Origin of the sequence: Paenibacillus sp. FSL R10-2199 (assembly GCF_038000235.1) — a bacterium.
GTDB classification, from domain to species: Bacteria; Bacillota; Bacilli; order Paenibacillales; family Paenibacillaceae; genus Paenibacillus_AQ; species Paenibacillus_AQ phytohabitans.
The window spans coordinates 6106634-6120456 of record NZ_JBBOBO010000001.1 but is presented as its reverse complement, the minus strand read 5'-3'; the positions used below and the strand labels follow the sequence as shown (position 1 = coordinate 6120456).

The window sequence follows — 13823 nt, the reverse complement described above, 5'->3', positions numbered from 1 at the left end:
CAATAAAAATATTTAGGATTAATAAAAATGCTAATTCAAAGAGTGCGGAGGTTAGAGGATGTATTTAACAACGGATTCCGAATCGCTGAAGGTGTATGAAGCATTGGCCAGTGAAGTGCGGCTGCGGATTATTGATCTGCTCAGCGCGCGGGAGATGCATATCAAGGAAATCGCTGCCCGGCTGTATCTAAGCAGCGCCATTGTCAGCTCCCACGTAGCCAAGCTCCAGAAGGCAGGCATCGTCAGCTCCCAAATGAAGCGGATTGACGGCGGCACGTATAAATACTGCTCGCTTTCCGCTAATTTTCTGCAGATTAAATTGTCTGGAGCCAAAGGCATTGCCCGGAAGGTGGTTGAGGTCTCCGTGCCGGTGGGGCATTATACCGATCTTCAGGCTTCACCGACCTGCGGCATTGCCACCACCGAGAAGCTAATCGGATATTATGATGATCCGCGTTATTTCCTGGACCCGGAGCGGGTTGATGCCGGAATTCTCTGGTTCGCCAAAGGCTATGCCGAATATAGGGTGCCGAACTATCTGTTCATGGACCAGACGGTACAGGAGATTGAGATTTCGATGGAGGTCGGCTCGGAAGCGCCGCACGTCAATGAGAAATGGCCTTCAGACATTGCGTTTACGATGAACGGAATTCCGCTTGGCAAATGGACCAGTCCCGGTGATTTCGGTGTGCAGCGCGGAAGGCTGACTCCGGCCTGGTGGAATTCCGATGTGAACCAGTATGGGTTGCTGAAGGTGCTGAGGATTAATGCAGGGGGAACTTACATAGACGGCCAGCAGATTTCTGCAGTCACCATTGATGAAGTAGGCTGGCAGCAGGACCAGTGGAGCTTCAGGTTAACTGCAGAAGACACCACCCGAAGGCGGGGCGGTTTAACCTTGTTCGGACGCGGGTTCGGGAATTACGAGCAGGATATTGTTTTTCGCGTGTATTACGAATAGTGAAACTGTATGGATGAAGAGTATGCTGAGTGATAAAATATCTTGCCCGCCGCAAAGAGCTTATTTATTGTTAAATAATGGTCTTTGCGAAGCTTTTTACAGGGGATGTGTGCCGGTTTGAGACAATTGCTCTACGGCTGTATTGCTGTACTTATTCTGGCAGGAATTATTGCTTACGGCTTCCTGAGTGCACCCAAGGTGATCCGGCTGGACCGGGAAATGCAGGTGACCGCCTATAAGCTGCAGGATGCGAATTATGCGAAGACAGTGACTGTGACCCTGAAGGGTGCTTATGCCGAAAAAACCCGCTCCTACACCGGTAAGCTTGCTGTTAACGGGGTTCAGTACGAATACTGTGAGTTGAATCCGGAGCTGGGGTTCATGATCTGTGCGCTGGAGGGAGCGCGGGGTGAAATCAAACCCTTGGGCCAGGTTTATGCAGATTCCGGCAGTAAGACATGGAGTCTTGCCTTGCAGAAGGGGGAGAAGGCTCCCGGTTATGCAAGTAACAGCTTCTATTATGCAATTTACGGGGAAGATGATCCTGGTGATGACAGCATCATTCTCAGCTATCCGGCGGAAGACAGAGCTACAGCAATTCAGCAGTATGAGGCACTGTACTCGGCCTGGCTGGATCAATTGGAGCGCCGGGTTAAATAACCTCCAGCAATAAATGTTTGCAAAACAGGTCAACGGGTAACTATAACTAAGTAATCCAAAACCTGCACAGCTTGCATAAGGAGGAGTTCAGATGCCAGATCATATCGAGAATGAAGCAGACATCCGCAACAAAGAGAATAAAGACGGTGATTCACTCGCGGAACGCAAAAAGATGGAAAATGGCGTAGATATTGAACCGGAAGCCGATGACTGGGTTGCCAAACCGGCAGAATCCGCTCATCCCGACCCGCTTCCGAAGAATTAGAGCGTCAAATACATTGCGCATGGATGCAGCAGACTGTTCCTAAGGGACAGTCTTTTTTCACATTAGTAGGACGCTCTCCTTACGAGGGTATCCGGTTTAAGTTTGTTTGCGCTTGTGTACATGGGCATATTGAGCTTGGTTTAGTAAATACTGTATACTATAGGGAAGTACAACCTCATCACGTCTTGATTCTCCAGATCATCGCAGGTTCACAGGTCTCAGGCAATTCAAATTGCAGGGAGGAAACCTAGTATGCGTAGTCGGAACGAGAACGGCCGGTATCGGCAAAAGCGCGGTGATGCCCTGACAGGCAACCTCGAGAAAAAGTACGGATCGAGCTTCGGTGTGCGAAGCGACATGAAGCTGGAAACGCTGAGAAGCCAGCGTGAGGAAGGTCCGCCCTTAATGCAGATGCAGAGAGAACAGCAGCACAAGGAATGAACCCTGAAGGCTAGTGTGGTCGTTATTCGGCCCTAAATCATTAACTCCTATAAAAGACTGCAGTTCCTAACCGGAACCCTGCAGCTTTTTCTTTGTATAGGAAATTACGATATTCGTCAGTTGTGGATAAGCTTCTCTGGAAATTGTAGCAGGTCCGTCTGAAGGAGGCAGGAGGAAATTAAAGGGATAAATCCCTCTGAATCAGCTGAAAGTGGGCGCAGGCAGGAATAAGGGGCAAAAGTGCCCCTGATTTTACCGGAGGCTACCCCAAACAAAGCAGTCAGAAAAGAGCAATGTGAGATGGCTTATAATCTACATTAGCTGTAAGGCTGCATAGCACGGGCTGATTCACCCGTTAGGGTAATTTTGTTCGTGTGAGGACCGCCAGAAATTACCGTCATAACCTCCGTTTCCCGGAGGCATACTAGCTTCCATTAGTGAATACTGGGGCTGGAGGCGGGAGCGAACACGATGACAACGGTACTCTTGCAAGATAGTTATAATGCACTGGCAGCTATAAGTCCGTATTTGTTCTATTTCACCGTATATTCTTTCCTCGGCTGGGTGCTTGAAGGCAGTTATAACCTCTACAGCGCAGGCACCTTCCGCAAAGAAGGCTTCTTGAAGGGTCCGTTCAAACCCATGTACGGCTGTGCGCCGCTGCTGCTGCTGACGGGACAGGGTATTGGGCTTCCGCTTCCTGTATTCCTGATGCTTGCCCTGATTGTTCCGTCGGCTGTTGAGTTTGTCAGCGGCTGGCTGCTCAAGGGTATTTTTCGTAAGCAGTGGTGGGATTATTCGGGAATGCCATATCAGCTGCAGGGACATATCTGCCTGAAATTCTCGCTGTACTGGTGGGGGTTGTCTATTGCCTGTATCTATGGTTTGCAGCCGCTGGTTCATTTCCTGTATCTGCATGTTGAGCAGGTATGGACACCGGTGATTCCGCTGGCTATGCTGCTATTCTCGGCAGATCTGCTGTGGACTTTCCGTACCCGTCGGCGCGGGCTGAGGGAGCTGGATCCTACGGAGCAGCTGGAGCTTGGTGAGGGATAATTAGTCTAGGGGATGTTTGTGTTAATAGGTCAGCCAGAGCAATTTGGTTGGCCTATTTCTGTTGAGGATGAAAAAGAACTCACTCTTATCTGTTCTTAAGTCCCTTTAAGGTTTGATCATATTCATTCATAACCTGAAACAGGTAGTCCATGAATTCTATACTAATGCCGGCGGGTAATGAGGACTTCGTGTTTGTTTTGATTACAATCTTACGTTCCATTTCAGTCACCTTTTTCCTCGTCAGATTGATTTGATTTTTTTAGCTGTTAAAGCAATCATACGATAACCTTAAGACTTAAGAAATATTTATATCCAAAAATATAGGAAGTGGACTGCGTTATGGATCTGTTCGGATTACGCACAGACAAGGAATATCTTACAACCGTGTCAAATATAAGAGGTATACGGGTTGCCTAATATACCCCGGAGCGGGAGGGAATATGAAGAAATTCAAGAAATACTATCCGGCTATTATCATTCTGGAAGCGCTGATCATAGTTTTACTCTCAGGGTTATGGATACGGGAAATCAATAAGCCAGTCCCTCTAGCCAGGGATCAGCGTAACTTGATTACGCATTTTGATCAGCTGGATTTGGACAGAATTAGAGAAATGATACATAGATTTAAGGAAGGCAAGGGAGATAATCTTACCATGCTCCGGTGGGGTGTCGATAGCGGACCGTTTATTCATGATGTATATGATGACGGTAAGGTGGTGCACTGGACGGTGGATAGCAGCCGGGATGGGGCCGGGTACAATGGGAAAATAGAATATGTATGCAAAGCGGTCCGGATAGCCGATAGCGGAGATTTCTACAAGGTAGAGCTGTCTGATTGTGAGAATCAGCCGGAAGACTTCAAGGTTAATCCGGTTTCTTTTCGCAAGGATGAGCTTTAGGCCGGAATGAAGGGTTATAATAAAATGCTAAATCAAACTTAGGAGGAATCTTCATGCCAATGTCTGACTATTACCGGGAACTGCGCGGCAAGACCGGCAACGGGTTATTAATGATGCCGTCAGTAGCGGCGGTAGTGCGGGATGAACAAGGCAGAATTCTGCTGATCCGCAAGAAAGATGAGACGCTGTGGGGGCTGCCCGCAGGGGCGGTCGAGCCTGGAGAAACACCATCCAGAGCGCTCCGCAGAGAGGTGTTCGAAGAGACCGGCCTGATGGTCACCCCTGAACAGATCCTCGGAGTATTCGGCGGAGAGAAATTCAGGTATGAATATTCCAATGGTGATCAGGTGGAGTACACGGTGATTGTGTTTGAATGCGTCATCGTCAAAGGACATCTGAGAAGTGTGGACGGGGAGGCGGAAGAACTGGAATTCTTCAAGGAAGATGAACTGCCTGAGTTAGCCATCCCGTATCCCCCGAAGCTGTTTGTGAGCGATGCCTCTGATACACGGAAAGTTATTTTTGAGTAGAGCACTGCCATTTAAGCAAAATGAAGATATTGTTCCCATAGGATTCAGCAGTTTCAATACAAAGGAGTAATTCCATTGCATAATCCGGTAATAAGATCCAAACTGATCTACTGCGGCGCAGTAATGCTCGCTGTTATGCTGGGCCTTGGGACCAGAGCATACGCTGACCAGCTGCCGCGCTTTGTCAGCGGACATTTTGGGGATGCGATCTGGGCAGGGATGATATATCTTGCCTTCCGGGTGCTGTTGACCCGGTATCCGCTAAAGGTGTCGCTTATACTCAGCCTGTGCTTCAGCTTCGGGATTGAGTTCAGCCAGCTCTATCAGGCGGAATGGATTATACATGTACGCTCGACAACAGCCGGAGGACTGATTCTGGGCCAGGGTTTCCTCGGGATTGATCTTGTCCGGTATACGGCCGGGATACTCTTCTGCTATGTAATTGACCAAATCTTACAAAATTGATTCTGGAATATACAGGAGGAAGAATATATATTAAGTGAGGCGATGCCGGTATGTAATAATTTGGAATGAGACTGCCGGTAATCCGCCGAACGCTGCCTGATTTGGAGATGAGTAACTGCAAATGACGAACAGTTTAATCGTGGTATGCCTGCTGACCTTGATCATTCACACTGCTGAGACGTTATCGTATTCGGTACGGTTTGCCGGAGTGAAGCTGAATAAGATTGCCATCGCCTTATCCCTGACCGGTATCATTGTGCTGGTCTCCAGAACGGCTAATATGGTACAGGCTCCTTTAACCGCCAAATTCGTAGACTATGGCAAAATAGATGACAGCTTTCCGCTGCTCAACTATCTGCGGATTATTATGCTGGCTTCTTCACTGGGCACATTAATAGCCATCGCCTTGTTTCCTACCTTCGTAGGGCTGTTCGGAAGAATCATCTCCAAGCTTGAGATTGAAGGCTCCATTCCGAAGCTCCTGACCAGCGTAACCGTCGGCCAGCTCAAGAATACGCGGAAATATATCCGCAGGCCGAAGGTAAGGCTGCGCAGCTTCCGTTATCTGGGTATTCCCAAACGGTTCATTGTAATGAATATATTCGTTACGGCCTTCTATACCGTTGGGGTGTTATCCTCCATGTATGCAGCCAAACTAATGCCTGACTTAAGCACAACTGCATCCCAGGCTTCGGGTCTGATAAACGGGTTAGCGACGATCCTGCTGACAGTGTTCATCGACCCGCAGCTCGGAATCATTACCCATAAGGCGACTGAAAATGTGGAATACCGTGATCAGCTGGGCAAAATCTATGTTCTGCTGATGGGCTCACGCTTTCTGGGATCACTGCTGGGTCAAGCACTGCTTGTTCCGGGAGCCTACATCATTTGCTGGCTGGTGAAGCTGCTCTGATTCTGCGGGACAAGTTACTTCGGCAGCTTCAATTCTGCGGAACGGAGTGCTGTACTGATCTGCTGTTCCCAGCTGTACATACGTCCGGTCATTGTCCGGATCTCACCCATTTTGCTGTAAGACAGCTTCATCGCAGCCGCGGCATTGGTGGCATCTCCCGCCTTGACGGCGGCTTTGTAGCGTTTGTCAGCTTCGCTTCTTTCGGCTTGCATGGCTGAGTACAACTTGTTCTGGGCGGTGATCTGTTTCTTGAGATTTGCAATGGGTGCAAGGGCATCCTTAGCAGGCTTATTTCTTGCAGCAGCAAGCGACTTGGCTTCTGCTAGTGCAGAGGTTGTGACCTTTACCTCAGCCCGCGCTGCAATTGCGGCCGGCTTAAGCTTATTGCGCTTGATCTCAAGGAGCGTGGCGCTCTTCAGGTTATTGGCCTTGCGCGCAGCTGCCGCCTGTTTACCAAGTGAAGTGTATTGCTCCAGCACTGGGGCATGCTTCTTCTGCATGGCTTCGGCTGCAGCACGCAGCTTGGCAAGCTGGGCGGCATCTGTGGATTGCAGCTTGGCATTAACCGCTGTGAGCGCCGTATTATTCTGCTTGCGCAGCTCCTGATTCCGCTGAATTTCCGACTTTAACACTACTTGCAGTTCCGTATAAGCCGAATAAAGATTGTGAATCTCTTCAAGTGCTGAATCCCAGTCTGAAGCAGCAGAAACCTGAGGGGCAACACCAGGCCAAAGTGTCAGCAGGATCAGCATAACCGTGATTCTCTTTACAAACTCGCTGGTAAAACGGTTCAATTTCAACATTCCATTCCGCTCCTGTCATCATTAATTTGCCAATACAACACCATAGGACACAAAGAAGCACCTCCAAGAAAGGCATGAACTGCCGATCCTGCGAGGTGCTTCTCCCGCTTAGCGTATGTTATTGTTTATTTACTATAACCCTGAAGGAATGGATAGTCAAGGCAAACGAAGAACATTAGTTCTTATTTGTGATATGCTTCTTTTTATATGACTTGGCCAGGAAATCTAGTAGAATATATCTATAGTTTACAATAATATATAAAGTTCGACATCTAGGTACTCATAGGATAGGGGATGCAGGATGCAACTTAGACATGTAAAAATAAAAGGTACAGGCAAATATCTGCCGGAACGCCAGATTAGTGACGCGGAGCTTGATCTTGTCCTTGGCACACCTGCGGGCTGGGTTAATAAAATTACCGGAGTAGGCGTCCGTCACTATGCCGGTGAAGGTGAAACTGCTTCTATGATGGGGGCAAAAGCTGCGGAAGCGGCATTGGCCGATGCAGGCTTAAGCTTCGAGGACATCGATTGTCTGGTCTGTACAAGCGGGACCAAGGAGCAGCCGCTTCCGAGTACGGCAGTATTCATTCAGCAGGCGATGGGACAGGCAGATTCCGGCGTTCCGGCTTTTGATATCGATGCGACCTGCCTGAGTTTTCTGGTAGGTCTTGATGTTATGTCATATATGGTTGAAGCGGGAAGATACAGGAATGTACTGCTGGTTGCTACAGAAATAGCATCGGCAGGGCTCAACTGGGAGGATAAGGAGAGCTCGGCACTGTTTGGTGACGGGGCGGCGGCAGTCGTTATTGGTCCTGCAGAAGCCGGTGATGCCTCAGGGATTCTTCATGCTTCACTCAAAACCTACAGCAGCGGCGCGCGTTATTCGGAAATCGCCGGGGGCGGCACAAGGCTTCATGCCCAGAAATACACTGCGGAGAATGCAGTGCCTTATTTATTCCATATGGACGGGCAGGCCATCTTCCGCAAGGCTTCGAAGCTGCTTCCGGATTTCATCAGTGAAATGCTTACAGCTACGGGTAATCAGATGAGTGACTTCCGTCTGGTCATTCCTCATCAGGGCAGTGCCATGGCTATGCGGCTGCTGCGCAAGAAGCTGGGAATTGCCGAGGACCGGTTCCTCGACAATACAGCAGGACATGGCAATACCATTGCGGCATCCATACCGATGGGACTGCATGAAGCGATAGGGCAGGGCCGGATTACACGCGGAGACCGGATTATGCTGATTGGTACAGCGGCAGGGTTGTCTTTGGGAGGCATGATTATTGATTATTGATCAGAATATTCTGATTACCGGCGGACGCGCCCCGGTAGCCCTGGAGCTGGCCAGGCTGTTCAAGGCAGCAGGCCACCGGGTCTTCGTTGCGGAAAGCGCAGAGTATCATCTGTGCCGGGTGTCCTCCGCTGTCGAGGCCAGCTTCCTTGTGCCTTCTCCCCGGCATCAGCCACAGGCTTATATTCAGCGGCTCGCCGGATTAACGGAGGAACTGAATATTAACTGTCTGATTCCCACCTGCGAAGAGATATTCTATATCGCTGCTGGACTTGAGCATATAACCGGCTGCCGGGTGCTTGCTCCCTGCCGTGAGATCCTGGCGCGGCTGCATCACAAGGGGGAGTTCATTGACTGGGTCCGCTCTCTTGGATTTGCCGTCCCGGAGACTACTCTAATCATCAGCGCTGCCGAGTGGCACCGGACCCAAGAGATTGCTGCGGCGGACGGTAAACAGCAGGTCTATAAACCGGCCTTTTCCCGGTTTGCCTCTAAAGTGATCCTGCCTGGTAGCGGTGATGCCGCAGGGTCCCGGAGCCAGAAGCAGCGACAAATCCCCCCTCCGTCCGGTATTTCCGCTGCTGCACCCTGGGTGGCACAGCAGTATATCAAGGGCAAGGCAGTCTGTACTTACAGTATCGTGCATGAAGGCTCGGTAGTAGCGCATGCAGCGTATGACAGCAGGTACCGGACGGGCCGGAGCGGTGCGAGTGTATATTTCGAGCATCTTGACCACCCAGCGGCACAGGAATGGGTGCAGCGGTTTGCCGGAGTTATTGGCTTCAGCGGCCAGATCGGGTTTGATTTTATAGAGTCGGAGGATGGAATTCTGTATCCGATTGAATGCAATCCGCGTGCGACCAGCGGGATTCATCTGTTCACCCCGGAGGAGGGGCTAACGGAGGCTCTGCTGAACCCCGGTATGCTTGTGCAGACCGGAGAGGTATTGATTCCGCGCTCAGGCCGAAGAGCTATGCTGACTCTGCCCATGCTCGGCTGCGGACTGAAGCCGGGGCGCGGGGGCTGGAGCAATTGGCTGCGGTCATTTCGCGGGGCAGAAGATGTAATCTGCCGGAAGGATGACCAGCGTCCTTTCCGCGAGCAGTTCCGTGTGGTCTATGCCGCGCAGAAGACTGCCTGGCGGCACCGGATTTCAATTACAGAAGCGCTGACAGAAGATATAGAATGGAATGGTGAAGGATGACAAAAGCACTGGTGACAGGGGCGACCGGCTTTCTGGGGCAGCATACCGTACGCAGACTGGTTAAGCTGGGCTGGGAGGTCTACGGGCAGGGACGGAATCCTGAGCTTGGGAGACGGCTTGAGAAGGAAGGAGCGGTATTCCTTCCCGGGGACCTGCGGAATGCTGAAACGGCAGACCGTGCCTGTCAGGGGATGGATTTCGTATTCCACTGTGCGGCGTTGTCTTCGCCTTGGGGGAAATACCGGGACTTCTATGCATGCAATGTGGAAGCGACAGGCCATATTGCCGAGGGATGCAAGCGGCAGGGTGTAGGGCGGCTGATTCATATCTCTACACCAAGCGTGTATTCCAGCCAGCGTCACCGCTTCGGAATCCGGGAGAGTGACCCGCTGCCCGGGAAGCCGGCCAATGCTTATGCCGCGACGAAGCTTATGGCCGAGCGGGTAGTGGAGCAGGCAGCAGGGCACGGGCTTACAGCATTTATGCTCCGGCCGAGAGCGATCTTCGGCCCGATGGACAATGCCCTCTTCCCGCGGCTGCTTGCGGCTAATGAGACCAAGGGTGTTCCGCTGATGAACGACGGAACGGCAAGAATTGATCTTACCTGTGTGGAGAACGTAATCGATGCCATGCTGCTCTGCTGTGAAGCCCCGCACTCTGCCTCCGGGCGGGCCTATAACATTACCAACGGTGAGCCGGTCATGTTCAGGGACCTGATGACCAGCTTGTTCTCCCTGCTTGATATTCCTCTGCATACCAGGTGGCTGCCGTATGCTGCCGCTTATGCCGCAGCAGGGATGATGGAGGGTGTCCACAGGCTGCTGCCTTTCCTGGGAGAACCGCTGCTCACCCGTTATTCGGCAGCCGCGCTGGGAATCTCCCAGACACTGGATATTTCGGAGGCCCGGGAGCAGCTTGGCTATCACCCGCGCGTGACCTTAGACGAAGGTCTTCGTAACTTCGCAGAATGGTGGAGGGAACAGCAATGATTACAGAGATACCGGTTGGATTATCTATATTGTCTGCGGGATATTGCCTGCATCCTGAACTGCTGACACTGCGGGGAGGTTCGCTTAAGCCCGCCCGTTTTCCGGCAGGCTATGCCTTGATCCGGCATCCGCAGCATGGCCCAATCCTGTTCGATACGGGCTATAGTGCCCGGTTCTTTCAGGAAACAGCGCGTATGCCGGCTTCGCTCTACCGCCGGATCACGCCAGTAGTGTATACAGATGAAGAGAGCGCTGCGCGGCGGCTCCAGGAAGGCGGGATTGCTCCGGAGGATGTTCGTTATGTTGTGCTGTCTCATTTCCATGCCGATCATATCGGCGGGGTGCAGGATTTCCCGCAGGCGAAGTTTATCTATTTGCGTAAATCCTACGATGCCGTAAGCAGACTGGGTCCGGTCCGGGCAACGAAGGCAGGATTTCTGCCGGGACTGCTGCCGGAGGACTTCAACGTCCGTTCGTTGCCCGTAGATGAGTATTCGGCTATGCGCCAGCTGCCGGAAGGGCTTCCGTTCACGGAGGCGTATGATCTGCTTGGAGACGGAAGCCTGCTGGCGGTGGAGATGTCAGGCCATGCCGCCGGCATGATTGGCTTGTTCGTCTCCACCGGGGAACATGATTATCTGCTCTGCGCGGATACGGTCTGGTCCAGCCGGGCGTTCCGGGAGAACCGCAAGCCGCATCCGGCAGCCGGCCTGATCATGTCCAGCCGCGCGGAGTACAAACAGAATTTTGAACGGCTGCGCCAGATCCATGAGCGGTTTCCGGATATCCGGATCGTACCGAGCCATTGCCGCGAGGCGCTTGCGCTCTGGGGAACGGGAAGTGTGAAATGAAGCGGATGAGGCTAGTCATTACACATTATATTCTCACCAAATGGGGCCGGCGCTGGAAGAACCGAGCAGAGCTGGAGCAGTGGCAGGAGCTGCGCATCCGGCGCCATGTGGACAAGGTAAGGGAGAGCTCACGGTTCTACAGGGAGCTGTGGGGAGGCATTCCGGCGGCTGAATGGCGGAAGTTTCCTGTGATTGAGAAGTCACTGATGATGGGGAATTTCGATGACCTGAATACAGCGGGTATCACGAAGGAACAGGCGTTTGCTGAAGCCTATGAAGCGGAGAACAGCAGGGATTTCAAGCCTACCCTTCAAGGCGTCACTGTTGGTTTGTCCTCAGGAACCTCGGGCAGCCGGGGGATCTTCCTCGTCGGAGAAGACGAACAGGCAGCCTGGACCGGCACCGTGCTGGCCAAGCTTTTGCCCGGGGGACTGTGGAGACGTGCGCGGATTGCCTTTTTCCTGCGGGCAAACAGCAATTTGTATGAATCCGTGGAGCAGGGCCGGCTGCAGTTCCAGTACTTCGATCTGCTGGAGCCGCTTCCGCAGCTCATGGCCCGGATGGAGCAGTACCGCCCGGATATCTGGATCGCACCGCCTTCCATGCTGAGACTGTTAGCCGAAGCACGGCAGTCAGGCAGCCTGAATCTGCAGCCGCGCAGAATCATCGCTGTCGCGGAAGTGCTGGACCCGCTGGACCGGGAGCATATTGAGCGTACTTTCGGACAGAAGGTGCATCAGGCTTATCAATGCACCGAGGGCTTTCTTGGCGCTACCTGCAGTCATGGGACACTGCATCTCAATGAGGACATCGTACATATTGAAAAGGAAGTACTTGATGAGGCATCCCGGCGGTTCATACCGGTCGTGACCGATTTCTCCAGATCCGTCCAGCCTATAGTCCGCTACCGGCTGAATGATATTCTGACCGAAGCGGCTGAGCCTTGTCCCTGCGGTTCACTGTTTACAGCGATCGAGCGGATTGAAGGCCGTTGTGATGATATCCTGTATCTGCCGCATGTTTCAGACGGCCAAATGGTCACGGTGTTTCCGGATTTCATCACCCGGGCAGTACTGGCAGCCTCTGCAGATATTGAGCATTACCGCGTTATCCAGCATAGCTTGCTTGAGCTGGAGATCTCGTACCGCACACGGCCGGGCAGCACGGAAGATACGGAGCCGCTGATTGCCGGCGAGCTGTCACGTCTGTTCGCTCGGCTGTCCTGTATTCCTCCGCAGCTGAAATTCAGAGCGTACAGCTTCACTCCCGGCAGGCAGAAGCTGCGCCGGGTGGAGAGGGGCTGGAAGCTGTGAACAGCAGAGTAATTCAATATGACCGCCATTCGGTGGATCAGCTGGAATGGCCGGATACAGAATATGGGCGGTATGCCCGCGAGTATATTACTCCGCTGCTGGAACGGGATACGGAATATTATATCTCCAACGTCCATACCATCGTTAAGGTGCTGACAGTGGACGGGATCCCGGTTCCGGTTACGGTCAACGATGGCAATTATGATAATTCATATGTGTGTTCCCCCTATACGCATTATGTCAGTTATGCGCGCGAGGAGCTTGCTCTGCTGAACAACCGGATGCTTGAAGGCGCATTATCCATCATGCTGGGGGGAATGGGCTGGCTGCTGAGACAAGGACGGTTCAACCGGGTGATTCAGGTTAATAACTGGCTGCTGTCCACCAATCTGTATCCTGCGCTCAGCGCCAGTCAGCTGACGGAATTGCTGGAGTATCTCCGTCACGCCTATCCCGGCTATACGATTATGTACCGCTCGCTCAGTATAGAAACTTCAGGAGACCTCATCGGCAGTCTGCGCGGGTACGGCTGCAAGCTGGTGCCAAGCCGGCAGATTTACCTGCTGCAGCAGAACAGCACCGGCTCCAAAGCCAGATGGCTCGTTAAACGCGACCATAGTCTGCTGGCCAAACACGGGTACACCGAAGTATCCCCGGCTGAAATTAAACCAGAGGATATTAACCGGATTGTGGAGCTGTATAGGCTGCTGTACATTGACAAGTATTCGGCGTATAACCCGCAGTTTACAGAAGCTTTCATTGCCTTGGCACTGGAGCGGGGGACGCTGCAGATCTACGGGCTGCGGCATGAACAGGAAGGAAGGCTGGATGCGGTACTTGGCTTCTATGAGCGGGATGGCGCAATGACAGCGCCGCTCTTCGGCTATGACACAGCTCTGCCCCAGTCTGTCGGACTCTACCGTATGCTGTCTGCCGTTCTGATCGGGCTTGCCGGAAGCCGCGGTCTACTGCTGCATGAGAGCTCTGGTGTAGGCCAGTTCAAACGCAATCGGGGAGCGGTGGGGGCCATAGAATATTCTGCCGTGTACGACCAGGACACTTCCTGGCTGAACCGCTGCGGCTGGTCATTTCTGGAGCAGCTGCTCCGGCGGATCGGCATGCCGCTGATTCAGAAGCTGAAGCTGTAGTCTGGATCAACAAATCGTAGGAGGC

Annotated in this window: 16 protein-coding genes; 15 read left to right on the top strand and 1 reads right to left on the bottom strand. The window is 52.3% G+C overall.

Going from position 1 to position 13823, the window contains the following annotated elements; all coding sequences use genetic code 11:
- Positions 1-58 precede the first annotated feature (58 nt).
- The 9 genes from NYE33_RS27015 (at position 59) to NYE33_RS26975 (ending at position 6190) form a co-directional block, all read left to right on the top strand.
- Positions 59-961, top strand: a complete 903-nt coding sequence (locus NYE33_RS27015; protein WP_341068308.1) for an ArsR/SmtB family transcription factor — start codon at positions 59-61, stop codon at positions 959-961.
- A 117-nt stretch (positions 962-1078) separates the two neighbouring features.
- Positions 1079-1621, top strand: a complete 543-nt coding sequence (locus tag NYE33_RS27010; RefSeq protein WP_341068306.1) for a hypothetical protein — start codon at positions 1079-1081, stop codon at positions 1619-1621.
- A gap of 91 nt (positions 1622-1712) precedes the next feature.
- A complete protein-coding gene (locus NYE33_RS27005; protein WP_179093583.1) occupies positions 1713-1886 on the top strand; it encodes a hypothetical protein in 174 nt (57 codons plus the stop codon).
- Between the two features lie 252 nt (positions 1887-2138).
- Positions 2139-2327 (top strand): hypothetical protein, encoded by a 189-nt coding sequence (locus tag NYE33_RS27000; protein WP_039297241.1) that lies wholly within the window; start codon positions 2139-2141, stop codon positions 2325-2327.
- 471 nt (positions 2328-2798) lie between these two features.
- A complete protein-coding gene (locus NYE33_RS26995) occupies positions 2799-3383 on the top strand; it encodes a putative ABC transporter permease (protein WP_042136108.1) in 585 nt (194 codons plus the stop codon).
- Between the two features lie 440 nt (positions 3384-3823).
- The gene (locus tag NYE33_RS26990) at positions 3824-4282 is read left to right on the top strand and encodes a hypothetical protein (protein WP_336103029.1); all 459 of its coding nucleotides are present in this window, start codon (positions 3824-3826) and stop codon (positions 4280-4282) included.
- Between the two features lie 53 nt (positions 4283-4335).
- Positions 4336-4812, top strand: a complete 477-nt coding sequence (locus tag NYE33_RS26985) for an NUDIX domain-containing protein (protein WP_341068304.1) — start codon at positions 4336-4338, stop codon at positions 4810-4812.
- Positions 4813-4887: 75 nt separating this feature from the next.
- The gene (locus NYE33_RS26980) at positions 4888-5277 is read left to right on the top strand and encodes a ribosomal maturation YjgA family protein (RefSeq protein ID WP_341068303.1); all 390 of its coding nucleotides are present in this window, start codon (positions 4888-4890) and stop codon (positions 5275-5277) included.
- 121 nt (positions 5278-5398) lie between these two features.
- Entirely contained in the window at positions 5399-6190 is a 792-nt protein-coding gene (locus NYE33_RS26975) for a lipid II flippase Amj family protein (RefSeq protein WP_039297192.1), read from the top strand.
- A gap of 14 nt (positions 6191-6204) precedes the next feature.
- On the opposite strand, the gene NYE33_RS26970 is transcribed toward NYE33_RS26975, so the two are convergent.
- Positions 6205-6993: a hypothetical protein gene (locus tag NYE33_RS26970; protein ID WP_042136114.1), complete on the bottom strand. Its 789-nt coding sequence runs from the start codon at positions 6991-6993 to the stop codon at positions 6205-6207.
- A gap of 301 nt (positions 6994-7294) precedes the next feature.
- On the opposite strand from NYE33_RS26970, the gene NYE33_RS26965 reads away from it, so the two are divergent.
- From NYE33_RS26965 to NYE33_RS26940, 6 genes are read left to right on the top strand one after another with little or no spacing between them, the layout of a single operon-like run.
- Positions 7295-8296: a beta-ketoacyl-ACP synthase III gene (locus NYE33_RS26965; RefSeq protein ID WP_340946561.1), complete on the top strand. Its 1002-nt coding sequence runs from the start codon at positions 7295-7297 to the stop codon at positions 8294-8296.
- Entirely contained in the window at positions 8286-9497 is a 1212-nt protein-coding gene (locus tag NYE33_RS26960; protein WP_341068301.1) for an ATP-grasp domain-containing protein, read from the top strand. The genes NYE33_RS26965 and NYE33_RS26960 overlap by 11 nt, the downstream gene beginning before the upstream one ends.
- Positions 9494-10486 carry an NAD-dependent epimerase/dehydratase family protein gene (locus NYE33_RS26955; RefSeq protein WP_341068300.1) on the top strand — a complete coding sequence of 331 codons (993 nt, stop codon included), beginning with the start codon at positions 9494-9496 and terminating at the stop codon, positions 10484-10486. Before NYE33_RS26960 ends, NYE33_RS26955 begins: the two co-directional genes overlap by 4 nt.
- Positions 10483-11337, top strand: coding sequence for an MBL fold metallo-hydrolase (locus NYE33_RS26950; protein ID WP_042136122.1), 855 nt, complete (start codon positions 10483-10485; stop codon positions 11335-11337). The genes NYE33_RS26955 and NYE33_RS26950 overlap by 4 nt, the downstream gene beginning before the upstream one ends.
- Before the next feature lie 5 nt (positions 11338-11342).
- Complete coding sequence (locus tag NYE33_RS26945) at positions 11343-12650, top strand: F390 synthetase-related protein (RefSeq protein ID WP_231575415.1); 1308 nt, start codon at positions 11343-11345, stop codon at positions 12648-12650.
- Positions 12647-13798 (top strand): GNAT family N-acetyltransferase, encoded by a 1152-nt coding sequence (locus tag NYE33_RS26940; protein WP_340946552.1) that lies wholly within the window; start codon positions 12647-12649, stop codon positions 13796-13798. The genes NYE33_RS26945 and NYE33_RS26940 overlap by 4 nt, the downstream gene beginning before the upstream one ends.
- Positions 13799-13823: the final 25 nt, after the last annotated feature.

Bases quoted from the DNA above. Each gene is read 5' to 3' on its own strand.
- NYE33_RS27015 (WP_341068308.1), top strand. From the start codon at position 59: ATGTATTTAACAACGGATTCCGAATCGCTGAAGGTGTATGAAGCATTG.
- NYE33_RS27005 (WP_179093583.1), top strand. From the start codon at position 1,713: ATGCCAGATCATATCGAGAATGAAGCAGACATCCGCAACAAAGAGAAT.
- NYE33_RS27000 (WP_039297241.1), top strand. From the start codon at position 2,139: ATGCGTAGTCGGAACGAGAACGGCCGGTATCGGCAAAAGCGCGGTGAT.
- NYE33_RS26995 (WP_042136108.1), top strand. From the start codon at position 2,799: ATGACAACGGTACTCTTGCAAGATAGTTATAATGCACTGGCAGCTATA.
- NYE33_RS26990 (WP_336103029.1), top strand. From the start codon at position 3,824: ATGAAGAAATTCAAGAAATACTATCCGGCTATTATCATTCTGGAAGCG.
- NYE33_RS26985 (WP_341068304.1), top strand. From the start codon at position 4,336: ATGCCAATGTCTGACTATTACCGGGAACTGCGCGGCAAGACCGGCAAC.
- NYE33_RS26975 (WP_039297192.1), top strand. From the start codon at position 5,399: ATGACGAACAGTTTAATCGTGGTATGCCTGCTGACCTTGATCATTCAC.
- NYE33_RS26970 (WP_042136114.1), bottom strand. From the start codon at position 6,993: ATGTTGAAATTGAACCGTTTTACCAGCGAGTTTGTAAAGAGAATCACG.
- NYE33_RS26965 (WP_340946561.1), top strand. From the start codon at position 7,295: ATGCAACTTAGACATGTAAAAATAAAAGGTACAGGCAAATATCTGCCG.
- NYE33_RS26955 (WP_341068300.1), top strand. From the start codon at position 9,494: ATGACAAAAGCACTGGTGACAGGGGCGACCGGCTTTCTGGGGCAGCAT.
- NYE33_RS26950 (WP_042136122.1), top strand. From the start codon at position 10,483: ATGATTACAGAGATACCGGTTGGATTATCTATATTGTCTGCGGGATAT.
- NYE33_RS26945 (WP_231575415.1), top strand. From the start codon at position 11,343: ATGAGGCTAGTCATTACACATTATATTCTCACCAAATGGGGCCGGCGC.